General features: G+C 68.9%; 13 protein-coding genes. 5 read left to right on the top strand and 8 right to left on the bottom strand.

Annotated elements, in window-relative coordinates:
* Nucleotides 1-140 precede the first annotated feature (140 nt).
* Nucleotides 141-1,907 (bottom strand): proteasome ATPase, encoded by a 1,767-nt coding sequence (gene arc, locus ACFVXJ_RS08895; RefSeq protein WP_361314205.1) that lies wholly within the window; start codon nucleotides 1,905-1,907, stop codon nucleotides 141-143.
* A gap of 264 nt (nucleotides 1,908-2,171) precedes the next feature.
* Here arc and ACFVXJ_RS08900 point away from each other — a divergent pair, with 264 nt between their 5' ends.
* On the top strand, nucleotides 2,172-2,501 hold the full coding sequence (locus tag ACFVXJ_RS08900; protein WP_389660706.1) for a ferredoxin: 330 nt from the start codon (nucleotides 2,172-2,174) through the stop codon (nucleotides 2,499-2,501).
* A 4-nt stretch (nucleotides 2,502-2,505) separates the two neighbouring features.
* Here the strand turns inward: ACFVXJ_RS08900 and ACFVXJ_RS08905 are convergent, their stop codons facing one another.
* From ACFVXJ_RS08905 to ACFVXJ_RS08915, 3 genes are all read right to left on the bottom strand, one after another.
* On the bottom strand, nucleotides 2,506-3,111 hold the full coding sequence (locus tag ACFVXJ_RS08905; protein WP_389660708.1) for a hypothetical protein: 606 nt from the start codon (nucleotides 3,109-3,111) through the stop codon (nucleotides 2,506-2,508).
* A 224-nt stretch (nucleotides 3,112-3,335) separates the two neighbouring features.
* Nucleotides 3,336-4,244 carry a tRNA (adenine-N1)-methyltransferase gene (locus ACFVXJ_RS08910; protein WP_389660710.1) on the bottom strand — a complete coding sequence of 303 codons (909 nt, stop codon included), beginning with the start codon at nucleotides 4,242-4,244 and terminating at the stop codon, nucleotides 3,336-3,338.
* An 18-nt stretch (nucleotides 4,245-4,262) separates the two neighbouring features.
* Nucleotides 4,263-5,462: a site-2 protease family protein gene (locus tag ACFVXJ_RS08915; RefSeq protein WP_389660712.1), complete on the bottom strand. Its 1,200-nt coding sequence runs from the start codon at nucleotides 5,460-5,462 to the stop codon at nucleotides 4,263-4,265.
* 175 nt (nucleotides 5,463-5,637) lie between these two features.
* Between ACFVXJ_RS08915 and ACFVXJ_RS08920 the strand changes: the two genes are divergently transcribed.
* Both ACFVXJ_RS08920 and ACFVXJ_RS08925 read left to right on the top strand, forming a co-directional pair.
* A complete protein-coding gene (locus tag ACFVXJ_RS08920; protein WP_389660714.1) occupies nucleotides 5,638-6,558 on the top strand; it encodes a RecB family exonuclease in 921 nt (306 codons plus the stop codon).
* 79 nt (nucleotides 6,559-6,637) lie between these two features.
* Nucleotides 6,638-7,309, top strand: coding sequence for a response regulator (locus ACFVXJ_RS08925; RefSeq protein WP_389660716.1), 672 nt, complete (start codon nucleotides 6,638-6,640; stop codon nucleotides 7,307-7,309).
* A 93-nt stretch (nucleotides 7,310-7,402) separates the two neighbouring features.
* Here ACFVXJ_RS08925 and ACFVXJ_RS08930 read toward each other — a convergent pair whose 3' ends face one another.
* The 4 genes from ACFVXJ_RS08930 to metH all read right to left on the bottom strand — a co-directional run bounded on the left by ACFVXJ_RS08930 (nucleotide 7,403) and on the right by metH (nucleotide 15,465).
* A complete protein-coding gene (locus ACFVXJ_RS08930; protein WP_389660718.1) occupies nucleotides 7,403-8,980 on the bottom strand; it encodes an ABC transporter substrate-binding protein in 1,578 nt (525 codons plus the stop codon).
* Between the two features lie 74 nt (nucleotides 8,981-9,054).
* Entirely contained in the window at nucleotides 9,055-10,659 is a 1,605-nt protein-coding gene (locus tag ACFVXJ_RS08935; RefSeq protein ID WP_389660720.1) for an ABC transporter substrate-binding protein, read from the bottom strand.
* A 480-nt stretch (nucleotides 10,660-11,139) separates the two neighbouring features.
* Entirely contained in the window at nucleotides 11,140-11,841 is a 702-nt protein-coding gene (locus ACFVXJ_RS08940; protein ID WP_389660722.1) for an HAD family hydrolase, read from the bottom strand.
* Nucleotides 11,842-11,952: 111 nt separating this feature from the next.
* Entirely contained in the window at nucleotides 11,953-15,465 is a 3,513-nt protein-coding gene (gene metH / locus ACFVXJ_RS08945) for a methionine synthase (RefSeq protein ID WP_389660724.1), read from the bottom strand.
* A 262-nt stretch (nucleotides 15,466-15,727) separates the two neighbouring features.
* Here metH and ACFVXJ_RS08950 point away from each other — a divergent pair, with 262 nt between their 5' ends.
* Both ACFVXJ_RS08950 and ACFVXJ_RS08955 read left to right on the top strand, forming a co-directional pair.
* Complete coding sequence (locus tag ACFVXJ_RS08950) at nucleotides 15,728-16,495, top strand: IclR family transcriptional regulator (RefSeq protein WP_389660726.1); 768 nt, start codon at nucleotides 15,728-15,730, stop codon at nucleotides 16,493-16,495.
* Between the two features lie 317 nt (nucleotides 16,496-16,812).
* On the top strand, nucleotides 16,813-17,595 hold the full coding sequence (locus ACFVXJ_RS08955) for an MIP/aquaporin family protein (protein ID WP_389660728.1): 783 nt from the start codon (nucleotides 16,813-16,815) through the stop codon (nucleotides 17,593-17,595).
* The last annotated feature ends 16 nt before the right edge of the window (nucleotides 17,596-17,611 follow it).

Below are 17,611 nucleotides of genomic sequence, written 5' to 3' on the forward strand. Positions count from 1 at the left end.
CTCCCCCCACACACCCCCGCCGGGGGGGGGGGTACATCTTGGGGTTATTTTATTGGCCCCCCCCCCGGGCGTAAACTCCAGGCTAAACGGGGGGGGGGGGGGGGGCCCCCGGGGGGCCCCCCCCCCCCCGCCCCGCTTTGTCAGAGGTACTGACCGGTGTTTGCCACCGTGTCGATGGAGCGTCCGGTGTCCGCGCCTTGCTTTCCGGTGACGAGGGTGCGGATGAATACGATCCGCTCGCCCTTCTTTCCGGAGATTCGGGCCCAGTCGTCCGGGTTGGTGGTGTTGGGCAGGTCCTCGTTCTCCTTGAACTCGTCCACGCAGGCCTGGAGGAGGTGGGCGACCCTCAGGCCCTTCTGGTTGTGTTCGAGGAATGCCTTGATCGCCATCTTCTTGGCCCGGTCCACGATGTTCTGGATCATGGCTCCGGAGTTGAAGTCCTTGAAGTAGAGGACTTCCTTGTCGCCGTTGGCGTACGTGACCTCGAGGAAGCGGTTTTCCTCGCTTTCGGCGTACATCTGCTCGACGACGGTCTGGATCATGCTGTGGACGGTGCCGGCGGTGGAGCCCTGGTGTTCGGACAGGTCGTCCGCGTGCAGGGGCAGCGATGCCTTGAGGTACTTGGCGAAGATGTCCTTGGCGGCCTCGGCGTCCGGGCGCTCGATCTTGATCTTCACGTCGAGGCGGCCGGGGCGCAGGATGGCCGGGTCGATCATGTCCTCGCGGTTGGAGGCGCCGATGACGATGACGTTCTCCAGCCCTTCCACGCCGTCGATCTCGGCGAGGAGCTGGGGGACGATGGTGTTCTCCACGTCCGAGCTGACGCCGGATCCGCGGGTGCGGAAGAGGGATTCCATCTCGTCGAAGAAGACGATGACGGGGGTGCCTTCGCTCGCCTTCTCGCGGGCACGTTGGAAGACGAGGCGGATGTGCCGCTCGGTCTCGCCGACGTACTTGTTGAGGAGTTCGGGGCCCTTGATGTTGAGGAAGTAGGACTTGCCGGTGGGGCGGCCGGTGACTTCGGCGACCTTCTTGGCAAGGGAGTTGGCGACGGCCTTGGCGATGAGCGTCTTGCCGCAGCCGGGGGGGCCGTAGAGCAGGATGCCCTTCGGCGGGCGCAGTTCGTGCTCTTTGAAGAGGTCGGGGTAGAGGTAGGGGAGTTCGACGGCGTCGCGGATCAGTTCGATCTGGTCGCCCAGGCCGCCGATCTTGTCGTAGTCGATGTCCGGGACCTCTTCGAGGACGAGGTCTTCGACCTCGCTCTTGGGGACCACTTCGTAGACGTAGCCGGAGCGGGGTTCGAGGAGCAGGGCGTCGCCGGGGCGGATGGTGATGTCCAGGAGCGGCTCGGCGAGCCTCACCACCCTTTCCTCGTCGGTGTGCCCGATGACCAGGGCGCGCTCGCCGTCCTCGAGGATTTCCTTGAGGGTGACGATGTCCCCGGCGCGCTCGAATTCCATGGCTTCGACCACGTTGAGCGCTTCGTTGAGCATGACCTCCTGGCCGCGCCGGAGCTCTTCCGGGTCGACGCTGGGGCTCACGTTCACGCGGAGTTTTCGCCCTCCGGTGAAGATGTCGACGGTGCCGTCCTCGTTGGCTTGCAGGAAGACGCCGAAGCCGGCCGGCGGCTGTGCGAGCCGGTCGACTTCCTCCTTGAGGGCCACGATCTGGTCGCGGGCTTCACGGAGGGTGTTCGCCAGTCGTTCGTTCTGTGCGGAGACGCCGGCCAGATTCGTCTGGAGCTCGACGATCCGCTCTTCGAGAATCCTCGTGTGACGCGGAGAGTCGGCGAGCTTGCGTCGCAGGACGGCGATTTCCTGCTCGAGATAGGCAACCTGGCCGGCGGGGTCCTCGGACCCTCGCCCGGGCCGGATGCCGCGGTTGATGTCGTCGTCGTGGGCTGCCACGGTCCTCACCTCCTCCAAGGGGAGCTGGACGCTTCCTGACCCTACCTGGGCTGGTGGTGATTGAAACCCCTAGATCACAAAGACGGTAGAGGTGTGTCCGATCTTCACCCTTGCGTACTCCCTCTCGCCAAGGAAATACCCACCCAGGAGCATCGGAAAGCAGCCGGTTGTAAGGTCGAAGCGTTCAACACCCGTCAGGGCCCGCGCGACTTGTCGCGAGTTGTGACCGGGGTGGATCACTCAGTGCAGGGAACGGCAGGAGATATGACCGTGCAGCAGGAGGCAACGTCCGACCGAACCGCGGGCGCCGGCGACGCCGAGGCGTCGCTGGAGGTGTGGATCGACCAGGACCTGTGCACCGGCGACGGGATCTGCGTGCAGTACGCCCCGGAGGTGTTCGAGCTGGACATCGACGGTTTGGCGTATGTGAAGAGTGCGGAGGACGAGCTCCTCCAGGAGCCGGGGGCGACGACTCCGGTTCCGCTGACGTTGCTGCGGGACGTGGTCGACTCGGCGAAGGAGTGCCCGGGTGACTGCATTCACGTGCGCCGCGTTTCGGACAGGGTCGAGGTCTACGGCCCTGACGCGGAGTGACGGTTCACACGTTCCCGGGGCGTGCGTCGGTAAGCTCTTGGCGGAATTTTCCGCCGACCCAGCGCCACTTGGCGAGCTGTTCGACGTCGGGTCTGTAGCGCGGCACCGACGGTGAGGAGTAGCCGAGGAGACGTGCCGTGACGGTGCGGTCACTGATGGTGAGGTCGGTGGCGGTCTGTCGTCGGGCGGTTTCGAGCAGGGTGGCGACCACGCGGGGCGGGGCGCCCGGGGTCTTGTCCCGGGTGAGGACGTAGAGGGCGTGGGGCGGGGTGCCGGAGCCGGCGTCGCAGCGGACGGCGGCGACGGTTTCGGGGATGCCGTCGCCGTCGAGGTCGCCTTGGGCGGTGGCGGTGACGGCTTGGGGGATGCCCTTGCAGTCCAGCGGGTAGGTGACGGCGTGTGCGTCGGGGGCGGCGGCCGGGGCGGCCGCGGGGGCCGCTGCGGCGGTGGCGGTGACCGAGGCCCCGGTCGCGGGCTCCGGCTGGAGGAGGCCCGCGCCGGCTATGACGGCGGCCATGGCGGTGGCCGTGGCGACCCAGTGGATGGGTCTGGCGCCACCGTGGGCCAGGGTGTCCAGTGCGAGGGCCGGCTCGGTGGGGCTGTGCAGCACGCGGGGTGTCTCCTGTGCGAAGGGTGACGCGGTGCCAGCATCGTGCCACACCTCACACCGGGGTGGAACGGGTGGGTCCGGGCGGGTTCGGCGGCGTCCGGTGCTGCCGTCCCCGTCAACGAAAAGGCGCTGTGGCGCAGTTCCCGTTTCGGTGGGGGAACTGCGCCGCAGCGCTTTCGTGTTGGGGTCCGCGCCGGGTGGGCGCGGCCGGACTGGCCGGTGGGTCAGGCGCGGTCGCCGCCGCGGCTCTGGCTGCCCGGGCCGTCGTAGTCCTCGCCGTAGGCGCCCTTGGAGGGGCGGCGGCGGCGCATGGGGGGTTCGACGCCGTCCGCGAGGCGGCGGGCGGTGACGAGGAAGCCGGTGTGGCCGATCATCCGGTGGTCGGGGCGGACGGCGAGGCCCTCGACGTGCCAGTTGCGGATCATCGATTCCCAGGGCTGCGGTTCGGCGTAGCAGCCGAATTCGCGGATGGACTCGACGGTGCGCGAGAGCTGGGTGGTGGTGGCCACGTAGCAGCAGAGGATGCCGCCGGGGACGAGGGCCTTGGAGACTGCTTCCAGGCATTCCCAGGGGGCGAGCATGTCGAGGATCACGCGGTCGACGTCGGTGTCGGACAGGTTGTCCTGGAGGTCGCCGACGGTGAGCTGCCACGCGGGGTGGGGGCCGCCGAAGTAGCGCTCGACGTTGGCGGTCGCGATCTCGGCGAAGTCCGCGCGGCGCTCGTAGCTGTGGAGCATGCCCTGGTCGCCGATGGCGCGCAGCAGAAAGCTGCTCAGGGAGCCGGAGCCGACGCCGGCTTCCACGACGCGGGCGCCGGGGAAGATGTCGGCGAAGGCCAGGATCTGGCCGGCGTCCTTGGGGTAGACCACGGCGGCACCGCGGGGCATGGACAGGACATAGTCGGGGAGCAGGGGGCGCAGCGCGAGGTACGCGACGTTTCCCGTGGTACGGACAACACTGCCCTCGGGAGCACCGATCAGCTCGTCGTGCGGGAAGGAACCCTTGTGGGTGTGGAAATTCTTCCCGGCTTCGAGCGTGAAGGTGTAGTGGCGGCCCTTGGGGTCGGTGAGCTGAACCTGGTCCCCGACCTCGAAGGGCCCGCGTCGGCGGGCGGCACCGGTCGGTTCGGACATGTGACCAGTGTATTGGCTTCAGGACTGGGGCCGCGCCATGGCCTTCACGAAGGCTTTTTCGACGTCGGTGGTGGACAGGACGCCGTAGATCCGGCCGCCGGGTTCGAGGACGAGGTATTCGGTGGCGGGGGTGGCGCGGAGGTGGTCGAGGAGGTCTTCGCCGGTGAGGTCGGCGGAAACCTTCATGCCGTCGGTGAGGTCTTGGGAGAGGGTGCTGACGGCGATCCAGGGGCGGCGGTGTTCGGGGACGGAGGCGATGGCGGTCTCGCGGACGATGGCGGTGGGGTCGCCTTCGCCGTCGACGATGACGAGGGCGCGGGCGCCGGCTTCGTCGGCGCGACGGAGGGCTTCGGAGAGGGGGGTGGTGTTGTCGACGGGGATGGCGCGGCGGGTGAGGGCGCGGGCCTGGAGTTCGGGGAGGTGCTGGCGCAGGCGGGCCATGCGGAGGCTGTTGCCGGCGCCGGTCCAGATGATGGCGGCGAGGATCGCGGCGAGGAGGGCGTCCATGACGGTGTCCATGCCGCCGATTTCCCGGCTTCGGTTGCCGAGGAGGCCGGTCTGGGTGACCAGGGGCAGTCCGATGAGGACGGTGACGGCGAGGGCGCGGCCGACCCAGGCGGCGGCGACGGTGCCGGTCATGGGTTTTCCGGTGATGCCCCAGATGACGGCGCGGAGCATGCGGCCGCCGTCGAGGGGGAGGCCGGGGAGCAGGTTGAAGGCGGCGACGAGCAGGTTGGAGATCATGAGCCCGGCGAGGAGGACGCCGGGGACGGTGGGGGCGTCGACGGCTTCCATGCCGAGGTAGAAGGCGCCGGCGAGGGCGAGAGAGAGGAGGGGGCCGACGGAGGCGAGGACGAATTCGCGGGTCGGGGTCTCGGCTTCCTTCTCGATCTCGGAGACGCCGCCGAAGAACTGGAGCCGGATGCGGCGTACGGGGAGGCGGAAGCGCAGGGCGGCGACGGTGTGGGCGAGTTCGTGGACGAGTACGGAGGCGTAGAAGGCGACGGCGAAGAAGAGGGAGACGAGGTAGCGGGCGGGTCCGAGTTCGGGCAGGACGCGGTCGAGCTGGTTGCCGAAGACCCAGGTGATGAGGGCGGCGACGAGGAACCAGCTGGGCGAGACGTAGACGGGTACGCCGAAGGGGCGGCCCATGAGGAGTCCGCCGCCCGGGTCGGAGCGCTTGGGCGGGCGCGCGCCGGTTTCGTCGGTGTCTGGCACGGCTGTCCTTCGTTCGGTGCTGTGTGGTGGAGCGGTTCCGCCGGTGGGGTGGGTGGGGTGGTGCGGGTGGGTCGTGGGGCGGTAGCGCGGTGTGATGCTCTGATCATGCAGTGCGAGGGGGCTCGGAGTCGATGGTATGCGCGTGCTGTCGGTGGCGGGTCGTAGGGTTTTACGCATGACGACGAGTCCCGGTCCTGTTCCTGGTGTGGCCGCCGCCGATGCCGATGCCGCGCCCGATGGGCCGGCGGAGGCGGTGCGGCCTGCCTCGCTGTCCCCTTCGCGGGCCGGTGATTTCATGCGGTGTCCGCTGCTGTACCGGTTCCGGGTGATCGACAAGCTGCCGGAGAAGCCGAGCGCCGCGGCGACGCGGGGGACGCTGGTGCACGCGGTGCTGGAGCGGCTGTTCGATCATCCCGCGCACGAGCGGACGGCGCCGCGGGCGAAGGCGTTGATCCCGGCGCAGTGGGACCGGCTGCTGGAGGCGAAGCCGGAGCTGACGGAGCTGTTCCCGGCGGGGGACGAGGGCGAGGGTCTGGCGCGTTGGTTGACGGAGGCCGAGGCGCTGGTGGAGCGGTGGTTCACGTTGGAGGACCCGACGCGGCTGGAGCCGGTGGAGCGGGAGTTCTTCGTGGAGACGGAGCTGGAGTCGGGGCTGCGGTTGCGCGGGATCATCGACCGGGTGGATGTGGCGCCGACGGGCGAGGTCCGGATCGTGGACTACAAGACGGGCAAGGCGCCGCGGGCGGAGTACGCGGAGGGCGCGCTGTTCCAGATGAAGTTCTACGCGCTGGTGGTGTGGCGGTTGAAGGGGGTGGTGCCGCGGCGGCTGCAGTTGGTGTACCTGGGCAGTGGGGACGTGCTGACGTACGACCCGGTGGTGGCGGACCTGGAGCGGGTGGAGCGCAAGCTGCTGGCGTTGTGGGACGCGATCGTGGAGGCGACGGAGTCGGGGGTGTGGCTGCCGCGGCCCACGAAGTTGTGCGGCTGGTGTGACCACCAGGCGGTGTGTCCGGAGTTCGGTGGGACTCCCCCGGTGTATCCGTTGGAGATCGTTTCGCGGCGGGACGCGGAGGGGACGGGGTCCGGGGCGTCCTGATCGTCGGGTCAGGGCAGAATGGGCGGCGCCCGTCGAAGCCGCCGTTCGAAGCCCGAAGAATCGAAGATGAGGTACCTCTGTGGCGATCCGCGTCCTGTTGGTCGATGACCAGCCGCTGTTGCGCACCGGCTTCCGGATGATCTTGGAGGCGGAGCCGGACCTGGCGGTGGTGGGTGAGGCCGGGGACGGTCTCCAGGCGCTGGACCAGGTGCGGGCGCTGCAGCCCGATGTGGTGCTGATGGACATCCGGATGCCGCGGATGGACGGGGTGGAGGCGACGCGGCAGATCACGGGGCCGGGGCGGGACGGGCCGGCGAAGGTGCTGGTGCTGACCACGTTCGATCTCGACGAGTACGTGGTGGAGGCGTTGCGGGCGGGGGCGAGCGGGTTCCTGCTGAAGGACGCCCCCGCGAACGAGCTGGTGCAGGCGATCCGGGTGGTGGCGGGCGGCGAGGCGATGTTGGCGCCGAGCATCACGCGGCGGCTGCTGGACAAGTACGCGGGGCATCTGCCGTCGGGCGGGGAGGCCGTCCCGGACGCCTTGGGCACGCTGACGGAGCGTGAGGTGGAGGTGCTGAAGCTGGTGGCGCGGGGCCTGTCGAACGCGGAGATCGCGGCGGACCTGTTCGTGAGCGAGACCACGGTGAAGACGCACGTGGGGCACGTGTTGACGAAGCTGGGCCTGCGCGACCGGGTCCAGGCCGCCGTGTACGCGTACGAGAGCGGCCTGGTCCGCCCGGGCGCGCAGTAGTCCGGGCGCGCCCGGCGGTTCGGCGCGGCGCGGCGGCGGGGACGACGACGGGCCGGCAACCGCGTGCTGCGGTTGCCGGCCCGTCGGTGTGCGTCAGCCCTTGCTGATCTCCCAGAAGCGGAAGACGGTCGAGGCGTCGAGCGACCACTGGAGGCCGGTGACGTTCTGACGGGTGACGGCGTACTGCTTGCCCTGCCAGAGCGGGAGCAGCGGGATCTCGTCGGCGACGATGTCCTGGAGCCGGGTGAAGTCGGTGGTGGCCGCGGTGCGGTCGGACTTGGCGGAGGTCGAGGGGATGATGGTCCCGCTGATCTCCTTGTTGTCGTAGTTGTTGTGCAGGACGTTGTCCGGGCCGAAGAACGGCTGGGTGAAGTTGTCGGCGTCCGGGTAGTCGGGCACCCAGCCCTTCACGTAGACGCCGTACTTGCCGGCTTCGATGTCCTTCTCGTACTGCTCGAACTCGACGGACTTGACGTCGACGTCGAAGAGGCCGCTCTCGTTGAGCTGCTTGGCGATGAGCTGGAGTTCCTGGTCGGTGGCCGGCCCGTAGCGGGTGGGCGTCGAGTACAGGGTGAGCTTCACCTTGTTGGTGAGGTTGGCGGCGCGCAGGACGCTCTTGGCCTTCTCCACCTGGGGGCTGCCGCCGTAGCGGTCGAAGAAGGCGGTGTTGTGGGAGGCGATGCCGGCGGGGACGACGGAGTACAGGGAGGTGGCGGTGCCGTCGTAGACCTCCTTGATGATCGCTTCGCGGTCGACGAGGTAGGCGATGGCCTTGCGGACGGGGAGCTTCCCGGCGACCGGGTCGTTCATGTTGAAGACCAGGTGCTGGACTTCGGCGCCGGTGCCCTGGACGACTTCGACCTTCTGCTCGCCGGTGTTGTGGGCGAGGGTGGCGATGTCCTTGGCGGCGAGGCCGCGGAAGGCGAAGTCGACGTCGCCGCTTTCGAGGACCTTCTTGAGGGCGGCCTGGTCGTCGTTGAAGAACTTCATGGTCACGCCGGTGTTCTTCGGCTTGGCCTTGCCGCTGTAGGAGCCGTTGACAGAGAAGTTGGCGCTCTTGTCGCTGACGGAGTCCAGCTTGTAGACGCCGGAGCCGATGGCCTTGCCGTCGGTGCGGAGCTTGTCGGCCGGGTACTGGGTGTGGTCGACGATGGCGCCGGCGCCTGCCGCGATCTTGCTGGGGAAGGTCGCGTCGGAGGTCTTGAGGCGGAAGACGACGGTCTTCTCGTCGGGGGTCTCGATGCCGGCGATCGACGACAGCATGACGGCCGGCCCGTTGGCGTCATTGATCTTCAGGGTGCGCTCGAAGGAGAACTTGACGTCCTTGGAGGTGAGGCTGTCGCCGTTGCTGAACTTGAGTCCGGCGCGCAGGACGCACTTGTAGACCTTGCTGTCGGCGCCTTCGAAGCCGCAGGTCTGGGCGGCGTCGGGTTCGGGGGTGGTGCCGCCCTTGGGGAAGGTCAGCAGCGACTGGAAGACGTTGTTGAAGAGGAGCCAGGAACCCGGGTCGTAGCCCGACGCGGGGTCGGTGGACTTCACCTTGTCGGATATTCCCATGACAACGCCCTTGCCGCTGCCTGCGGCAGAGCCATCCTGCGACCCGCAACCGCTGAGCAGCGCGGCGGCGGTTGCGGCGCCGAGCGGGGCTGCCAACCACTGGTTACGTCTCATCACGCGAACGTCCTTCACAGTCGTACTGTTCCGTTGCGCCGGCCCGCGACACCCGCTGCCGGCTGGTGCCTTGCTCAGCCGCCGACGCCGCGGCCGAGTTCCCACAGTTGGAGGTCGGAGATGGCGTTGACCGACCACTCCGCCCCGGTGATCTCCTCGCGTGCGGCGACGTACTGCTTGCCCTGCCACAGGGGCAGGACGGGGACGTCGTCGGCGACGATGTCCTGCATCTCCGTGATCGCGGGTACGGCGACCGTGCGGTCGGCCGCGCGCCGGGATTCGGGGATGAGCCTGGTGCGTACGGCGGCGTTGGCGTACGGGGTGCCCAGGAAGTTGTCCTGCTCCAGGAACGGGGCGAGGAAGTTGTCGGCGTCCGGGTAGTCGGGGAACCAGCCGAGCCCGTAGGCGGCGTAGTCGCCCTTCTTCTGCGCGGGCCGGTAGTCGGCCCAGTCGTTGCCCTGGACGGTGATGTCGAAGAGCTGGGTGGAGTTCAGCTGGGTCTTGAGTTCGTCGAACTCGGCGGCGGTGCCGTCCCCGTAGTGGTCGGTGGTGTAGTTGAGGGTGAGCTTGACGGGCGTCTTGATCCCGGCGGTCCGCAACAGGTCGGCGGCCTTGGCGGTGTTGGCCTCGCCGTACTTGTTGAAGAAGGAGTTCACGTGTCCGGTGACGGTGGTGGGGACCAGCGAGTACAGGGGCTGGGCGGCCTTGCCGTAGACCTTGGAGATCAGGGCGTCGCGGTCGACGGCGGCGGCGAGGGCCTGGCGGACGGCCTTGTCCTTGACGACGGGGGCGTCGGTGTTGAAGCCGAGGTAGCGGATTTCCAGGCCGGGCAGCGGGACCAGCTTGACGCCCTTGGGCGGCTTCGCCGAGAGATCGGTGATCTGCGCCGGTGACAGGGTGCGGGAGACCATCTGGACGGAGCCGTCGCGCAGTGCCTTGCCCATGCTCTCGGAGTCGGCGAAGGAGCGCAGCTCGACCTTGTCGTTGCGGAGCTTGATGTCGCCCTGGTAGTGCGGGTTCTTGGTGAAGACGGCGCGGACGAGCTGGTTGCCCTTGACTTCGGCCTTCATCGTGTACGGGCCGGAGCCGTCGACGGCGAAGCCGGGGCGGAGCTTCTTCGCGTCGTAGTCCTTGGCGCTGACGATGCCGGCGGCCGGGGTGGACAGCTTGTACGGGAAGGTCGCGTCGGCGGTCTTGAGGTGGAAGACGACGGTGTCGGCGCTCTTGGCCTCGACGGTGTCGATGGTGGAGAGCAGCGAGGAGGGACCGTTCTCGGCCTTGATGGCGAGGACGCGGTCGATGGAGAACTTGACGTCCTTGGCGGTCAGCGGGTCACCGCTCGCGAAGGTGAGTCCGGGGCGCAGGGTGCAGCGGTAGCTTTCGTTGCCGCTGTCGGTGAAGCGGCAGTCGGAGGCCGCTTCGGGGACGGGTCGGCCGCCGCCGCGGGGGGTGTGCATCAGCGTCTGGACGGTCTGGCGCAGGACGTTCCAGGCGCCGGCGTCGTAGGCGTAGGCGGGGTCGAAGGGTGCGGGGGCGTAGTCGGCGGCTTCGAACCGGTCGGTGGTGCCGACGACGATCGCCCCGGATCCCGCTCCTCCTCCGCTCGCGCTGCCGCATGCGGACAGCGCGGGGGTGAGCAGGCCGATCGCGGCCGTCAACACCATGGTCTTGCGGTTCATGCTGGAAGTACTCCCTCACCCGGCACTTGCTTCAAAGCGGCGTAGAGGGCACTTCGCGACGGTCGCCCGTTCAGGGCGGAACGATCGGGCCGGTGTGTGACGATCGGTCCACGCGGTACCGGCACGGGGGTGTGTCTCCGGTACTGCTGCGGTGCGGCGAGGTGCCCGGCGTCGACATTAGTGGCCTGGGACGGGATGGCTGGAACTGGCAGGAGTTGGGGCGTAACCGGACGGTTATGGGCGCGGACTGACCGTTCACCGCAGAGTGGCCGCAGAGTGGGTCAGGAGCTGATCAATCCGGACACAAGGGAACGGTTCCGGGCGGCCGGGAGGCCCCGGCGCGGTTCCGTCGGGTGACCAAGCTCACCTGCCGCAACTGGCCGTACGAGGATGGAATTTCGGCCTCCGCAGCGCCGGGCGGAAGATTCTCCCGCCGGTTCCCGGCAGTGCCCCTTTCTGTTCGGTACGCAGCGTGCGCGTTCAGTTCAGCGGAGTGATGAGCGAGCGCAGGAACGGGAGGTCCACTTCCTCCAGGGAGCGGACGATGGTGCGGCCCGGGGCGGCGGGGATCATGCCCACGGAGGGCACGGCGACGACCCGGCAGCCGGCGGCCTCAGCGGCGGCGACGCCGGTGGCGGTGTCCTCGATCACGGCACAGCGCGAGGGGTGCGCTCCGAGGGCCTGGGCGGCGATCAGGTAGGGGTCGGGGTGCGGCTTGGTCCGGGGCACCTCGTCGCCGGCGACCGTCATGGTGAAGCGGTCGCGGCCGAGGGTGAGCAGGACCTGGTCGATGACGCGGCGGTGGGAGGCGGAGACGAGGGCGGTGGGCACGTTGTGCCGGGCCAGTTCGGCCAGCAGGCGCTCGGCGCCGGGCATCAGGGGCACCTGGTCGGCGATGCGGGCCTCGAAGCGTTCGTTGAGGAGCACGCTGAGTTCGGCGAGGCCGATGGCGGCGCCGGTGGACTCGATCAGGAAGGCGGCGCTGCGGCTCATGGGGCCGCCCACGACGATGTCCCGCCAGGTCTGCTCCAGCCGGTGGCCGAGCTCGCCGAAGATCTCCTCTTCGATCTCCCACCAGAAGCCCTCGGTGTCGATCAGGGTGCCGTCCATGTCCAGCAGTACCGCCTGCAGGGCCGGGCCGTCGGTCGTACGGGTGACGGCGGCTGGAACGGTGCTGGTCATGCGCACACCTCTCACGGGGGACGAGAAGGCCGGCCACCTCGCTCCCCGGGGCGTGCCCGGGGGAACAGGTGACCGGCCTGTATGGGACCGACCAGTGTACGCCGCTCTGCGTCAGCGTGCGTTGAAATACTTCGCTTCGGGGTGGTGGATCACGATGGCGTCGGTGGACTGCTCCGGGTGGAGCTGGAACTCCTCGGAGAGGTGGACGCCGATCCGCTCCGGCTGGAGCATGTCGGCGATCTTGGCGCGGTCCTCCAGGTCGGGGCAGGCGCCGTAGCCCAGCGAGAACCGCGCGCCGCGGTACTTCAGGTCGAACATGTCCTCGACCTTGGCGGGGTCCTCGGCGCCGAAGCCGAGCTCGGCGCGGACACGGGCGTGCCAGTACTCGGCGAGGGCCTCGGCGAGCTGGACGGACAGGCCGTGCAGTTCCAGGTATTCGCGGTAGGAGTCGGACTCGAACAGCTTGGCGGTGGCCTCGCCGATCTTCGAGCCGACGGTGACGACCTGGAGGCCGACGACGTCGGTCTCGCCGGATTCCTCGGGACGGAAGAAGTCGGCGAGGCACAGCCGCCGGCCGCGGCGCTGGCGCGGGAAGGTGAAGCGGGTCCGCTCGTTGCCCTGTTCATCCAGGATGATCAGGTCGTCGCCCTTGGAGACGCAGGGGAAGTAGCCGTAGACGACGGCCGCTTCGAGCAGGTTCTCGGTGTGCAGCTTCTCCAGGAGACCGCGCAGCCGGGGCCGGCCCTCGGACTCCACGAGTTCCTCGTAGGTGGCTCCGCCGGCGCGGGCCTGCTTGAGGCCCCACTGGCCCTTGAACAGGGCGCCCTCGTCCAGCCAGGAGGCGTAGTCCTTGAGCGGGATGCCCTTGACGACGCGGGTGCCCCAGAACGGCGGGGTGGGGATCGGGTTGTCGACGGCGACATCGGAGCGGCCGCCCGGCTCCTCGGGCTCCTCGACCTGGAGCACCGGGGTGTCCCGCTTGGCGACGCGGCGCTGCTTGAGGGGCGGCAGTTCCGCGCCGGGCACGCCGCGCTTGACCGCGATCAGGGCGTCCATCAGGCGCAGGCCCTCGAAGGCGTCGCGGGCGTAGCGGACCTCGCCCTCGTAGATCTCGTGGAGGTCCTGTTCGACGTAGGCGCGGGTCAGGGCGGCGCCGCCGAGGATGACCGGGTAGTCGGCGGCCAGCTTGCGCTGGTTGAGCTCCTCCAGGTTCTCCTTCATGATCACGGTGGACTTCACGAGGAGGCCGGACATGCCGATCACGTCGGCCTTGTGTTCCTGGGCGGCTTCCAGGATCGCGGAGACGGGCTGCTTGATGCCGATGTTGACGACGTTGTAGCCGTTGTTGGTGAGGATGATGTCGACGAGGTTCTTGCCGATGTCGTGGACGTCGCCGCGGACGGTGGCCAGCACGATCGTGCCCTTGCCGTCGTCGTCGGTCTTCTCCATGTGCGGTTCGAGGTAGGCGACCGCCGTCTTCATCACCTCGGCCGACTGCAGGACGAAGGGCAGCTGCATCTGACCGGAGCCGAACAGCTCGCCGACGACCTTCATGCCCTCAAGCAGGGTGTCGTTGACGATGTCCAGGGCCGGGCGGGCCTGGAGCGCCTCGTCGAGGTCGGCCTCCAGGCCGTTCTTCTCCCCGTCGATGATGCGGCGCTGGAGGCGTTCGTCCAGCGGCAGCGCGAGGAGTTCCTCGGCGCGGCCGTCCTTCATCGACTTGGTGTTGACGCCCTCGAAGAGCGCCATCAGCTTCTGGAGCGGGTCGTAGTCCTCGGCGCGCCGGTCGTAGATCAGGTCCAGGGCCGTGGTGACCTGCTCGTCGTCGAAACGGGCGATCGGCAGGATCTTCGACGCGTGCACGATCGCCGAGTCCAGACCCGCCTTCACACACTCGTCCAGGAAGACGGAGTTCAAAAGGACGCGGGCGGCCGGGTTCAGACCGAAGGAGATGTTCGACAACCCGAGGGTGGTCTGCACGTCGGGGTGGCGGCGCTTGAGTTCGCGGATCGCCTCGATGGTGGCGACGCCGTCGCCCCGGGACTCCTCCTGGCCGGTGCAGATGGTGAAGGTGAGGGTGTCGATGAGGATGTCCGACTCGTGGATGCCCCAGTTGCCCGTCAGGTCGGCGATCAGCCGCTCGGCGATGGCCACCTTGTGCTCGACCGTGCGGGCCTGGCCCTCCTCGTCGATGGTCAACGCGATCAGCGCCGCACCGTGCTCCCGCGCCAGCGCGGTCACCTTCGCGAACCGCGACTCCGGGCCGTCGCCGTCCTCGTAGTTCACCGAGTTGATGACCGCGCGGCCACCCAGCTTCTCCAGACCCGCCTGGATCACCGGAACCTCGGTGGAGTCCAGGACGATCGGCAGCGTCGAGGCCGTGGCGAACCGACCGGCGAGCTCCTTCATGTCGGCGACGCCGTCGCGGCCCACGTAGTCGACACACAGGTCGAGCATGTGCGCGCCCTCACGGATCTGGTCGCGGGCCATCTCCACACAGTCGTCCCAACGGGCCTCCAGCATCGCCTCGCGGAACTTCTTCGACCCGTTGGCGTTGGTCCGCTCCCCGATCGCCATGTACGAGGTGTCCTGGCGGAACGGCACCGTCTGATACAGCGACGACGCGCCCGGCTCGGGCTGCGGCCGGCGCTCGGCCGGGGCCAGATCACGCACGCGTTCCACGACCTGCCGCAGGTGCTCGGGCGTGGTGCCGCAGCAACCACCGACCAGCGACAGCCCGTACTCGCGCACGAACGTCTCCTGTGCGTCGGCCAGCTCCGGGGCCGACAGCGGATAGTGCGCGCCGTTCTTGCCCAGCACCGGCAGGCCGGCGTTCGGCATGCACGACAGCGGGATCCGCGCGTTGCGGGCCAGGTAGCGCAGGTGCTCGCTCATCTCCGCCGGCCCCGTCGCGCAGTTCAGGCCGATCATGTCGATGCCGAGCGGCTCAAGCGCCGTCAACGCCGCGCCGATCTCCGAGCCCAGCAGCATCGTGCCGGTGGTCTCCACCGTGACCGAACAGATAAGGGGCACGGACACGCCCAGGGCCTCCATCGCGCGCCGCGCGCCGATGATCGAGGACTTGGTCTGCAGGAGGTCCTGGGTGGTCTCCACCAACAGCGCGTCCGCGCCACCGGTGATCAGGCCCTCGGCATTGATCTGGTAGGCGTCGCGGATCGTCGCGTAGTCGATGTGGCCGAGCGTCGGCAGTTTGGTGCCGGGGCCCATCGAGCCCAGCACCCAGCGCTGCTGCCCGGTGGAGGCGGTGAACTCGTCGGCGACCTCACGCGCGATCCGGGCACCGGACTGCGACAACTCGAAGTTGCGCCCGGGGATGTCGTACTCCGCCAGCGCCGCGAAGTTCGCGCCGAACGTGTTGGTCTCCACACAGTCCACACCGGCCGCGAAGTACTCCCGGTGCACGTTGGCCACGATGTCGGGGCGCGTCACGTTCAGGACCTCGTTGCAGCCTTCCAGCTGCTGGAAGTCCTCCATCGTCGGGTCCTGCGCCTGGAGCATGGTCCCCATGGCTCCGTCGGCGACGACCACACGGGTCGCGAGCGCCTCTCGGAGGGCATCGGCCCGGGTCTGGGTGTCTGCGGGCGGGTTCGGCAACGAGGCCATGGTCAAGCTCCCTGGGATGCGACGGCTGTCGGCTTTGCGCCCTCGCTGTGTCAAGGGCGCACGCGGTCAGCGTAACCGTGTACACCGGGACCCGGTGGGGCTGTCCCACGTGGCGGACTGCATTCTTTGGCCTGGCTCCACCAGGGCTCCAGGGGTGGTGGGCGGCACGCCGGCGTCCCGAAGAGTTCCCCGAGCATGCACAAGGTCGACATCGGCCGATAGTGTTCAGCATTGTCGAACTACGTCAGCAGGAGGCTGCACGATGGCACGGAACATCCAGTCGCTCGAACGAGCCGCTGCGATGCTGCGGCTCCTGGCGGGCGGCGAACGCCGGCTGGGCCTGTCGGACGTGGCCGGTGCGCTGGGGCTGGCCAAGGGGACGGCGCACGGCATCCTGCGCACCCTCCAGGCCGAGGGATTCGTGGAGCAGGACCCGGCCTCCGGCCGCTATCAGCTGGGCGCGGAGCTGCTGCGCCTGGGCAACAGCTATCTGGACGTGCACGAGCTGCGGGCCCGGGCGCTGGTGTGGACGGACGACCTGGCGCGGGCGAGCGGCGAGAGCGTGTACGTGGGGGTGCTCCACAAGAGCGGGGTGCTGATCATGCACCACGTGTTCCGGCCGGACGACAGCCGCCAGGTGCTGGAGGTGGGGGCCATGCAGCCGCTGCACTCCACGGCCCTGGGCAAGGTGCTGTCGGCGTTCGACCCGGTGGCGCACACCGAGGCGGTCGAGGTGGAGCGGGAGGCGTTCACGCCCCGTACGGTCACCGACGCGGCCGGCTTCGAGGAGATCCTTGACCTGACCCGGGCGCGCGGCTGGGCCTGCGACGTGGAGGAGACGTGGGAGGGCATCGCCTCGGTGGCGGCCCCGATCCACGACCGGCGACGGATGCCCGTCGGCGCGGTGGCGGTGGCCGGGGCCGTGGAGCGGGTGTGCGCGGAGGGCGGGGAGCCGCGGGCCAGCCTGATCGCGTCGGTGCGCGACTGTGCGCGGTCGGTTTCGCGCGACCTCGGCGCGGGCCGGTTCTGACCTTGCTTTGAGTGCACCCAGGACCACATTGGTCGTTATCTGGGTGCATTTGGCGTTTTTTCGATCATGAGTTGGCCGAATTTGGTCGATCGCACCGCGCGGTAACGATCCGGATCTGTGACCCGCCCAACCCTTGACGCGTTCTTCACCAGGGCGGAAAACTGCCGTTCATCGGTCGGCATTGTCGAACACCTACCGGCAATACGCGTTAGGGTGTGACGAGGCCAAGGACCGGTGCAGCACTCACCGAGTGCGGTGGACCACCGGAGGGACCCGGTGTCCGCCCACCCCCTGGACGTAAGACAAAGGAGTCGCGGGTGTCCAGCTCCGACATCTTCATCGGCGAGACCATCGGTACCGCCCTGCTCACCCTGCTCGGCGGTGGCGTCTGCGCCGCCGTCACGCTCAAGAGCTCCAAGGCCCGCAACGCGGGATGGCTCGCGATCACCTTCGGCTGGGGTTTCGCCGTCCTGATCGCCGCATACGTGTCCGTGCCCCTGTCCGGCGCGCACCTCAACCCCGCCGTCACCGTCGGCATAGCCGTCAAGACCGGCGAGTGGGGCGACGTGCCGGTCTACCTCGCGGGCCAGCTGCTCGGCGCCATGATCGGCGCGGTCCTGATGTGGGCCACGTACTACGGACAGTTCCTCGCCCACCTGGCGGACCCGGAGCACATCCGTGACGCCAAGCTCGGCCCCGAGGACCCGCACCCGCACGACGTGGCCGGCCCGGTGCTCGGGATCTTCTCCACCGGACCCGAGATCCGCAACGTCGTCCAGAACCTCCTCACCGAGATCATCGGCACCGCCGTCCTGATCCTGGCGATCCTCACCCAGGGCCTCCAGGGCGACGGCAAGGGTCTCGGCGTCATCGGCGTCCTGATCACCTCCTTCGTGGTCGTCGGCATCGGCCTCTCCCTCGGCGGCCCGACCGGCTACGCCATCAACCCGGTGCGCGACCTCGGCCCGCGCATCGTCCACGCCCTGCTGCCGCTGCCCAACAAGGGCGGCTCCGACTGGGGATACTCCTGGATCCCGGTCGTCGGCCCGCTCGTCGGTGCCGTCGTCGCCGGTGGTCTGTACAACATCGCGTTCGTCTGATCAGCATCGGCACGTA

It is taken from the genome of Streptomyces sp. NPDC058279, from assembly GCF_042881255.1.
GTDB lineage: Bacteria > Actinomycetota > Actinomycetes > Streptomycetales > Streptomycetaceae > Streptomyces.

Bases quoted from the DNA above. Each gene is read 5' to 3' on its own strand.
- ACFVXJ_RS08920 (WP_389660714.1), top strand. From the start codon at position 5,638: ATGACGACGAGTCCCGGTCCTGTTCCTGGTGTGGCCGCCGCCGATGCC.
- ACFVXJ_RS08900 (WP_389660706.1), top strand. From the start codon at position 2,172: ATGACCGTGCAGCAGGAGGCAACGTCCGACCGAACCGCGGGCGCCGGC.
- ACFVXJ_RS08930 (WP_389660718.1), bottom strand. From the start codon at position 8,980: ATGAGACGTAACCAGTGGTTGGCAGCCCCGCTCGGCGCCGCAACCGCC.
- ACFVXJ_RS08910 (WP_389660710.1), bottom strand. From the start codon at position 4,244: ATGTCCGAACCGACCGGTGCCGCCCGCCGACGCGGGCCCTTCGAGGTC.
- ACFVXJ_RS08950 (WP_389660726.1), top strand. From the start codon at position 15,728: ATGGCACGGAACATCCAGTCGCTCGAACGAGCCGCTGCGATGCTGCGG.
- ACFVXJ_RS08935 (WP_389660720.1), bottom strand. From the start codon at position 10,659: ATGAACCGCAAGACCATGGTGTTGACGGCCGCGATCGGCCTGCTCACC.
- ACFVXJ_RS08940 (WP_389660722.1), bottom strand. From the start codon at position 11,841: ATGACCAGCACCGTTCCAGCCGCCGTCACCCGTACGACCGACGGCCCG.
- metH (WP_389660724.1), bottom strand. From the start codon at position 15,465: ATGGCCTCGTTGCCGAACCCGCCCGCAGACACCCAGACCCGGGCCGAT.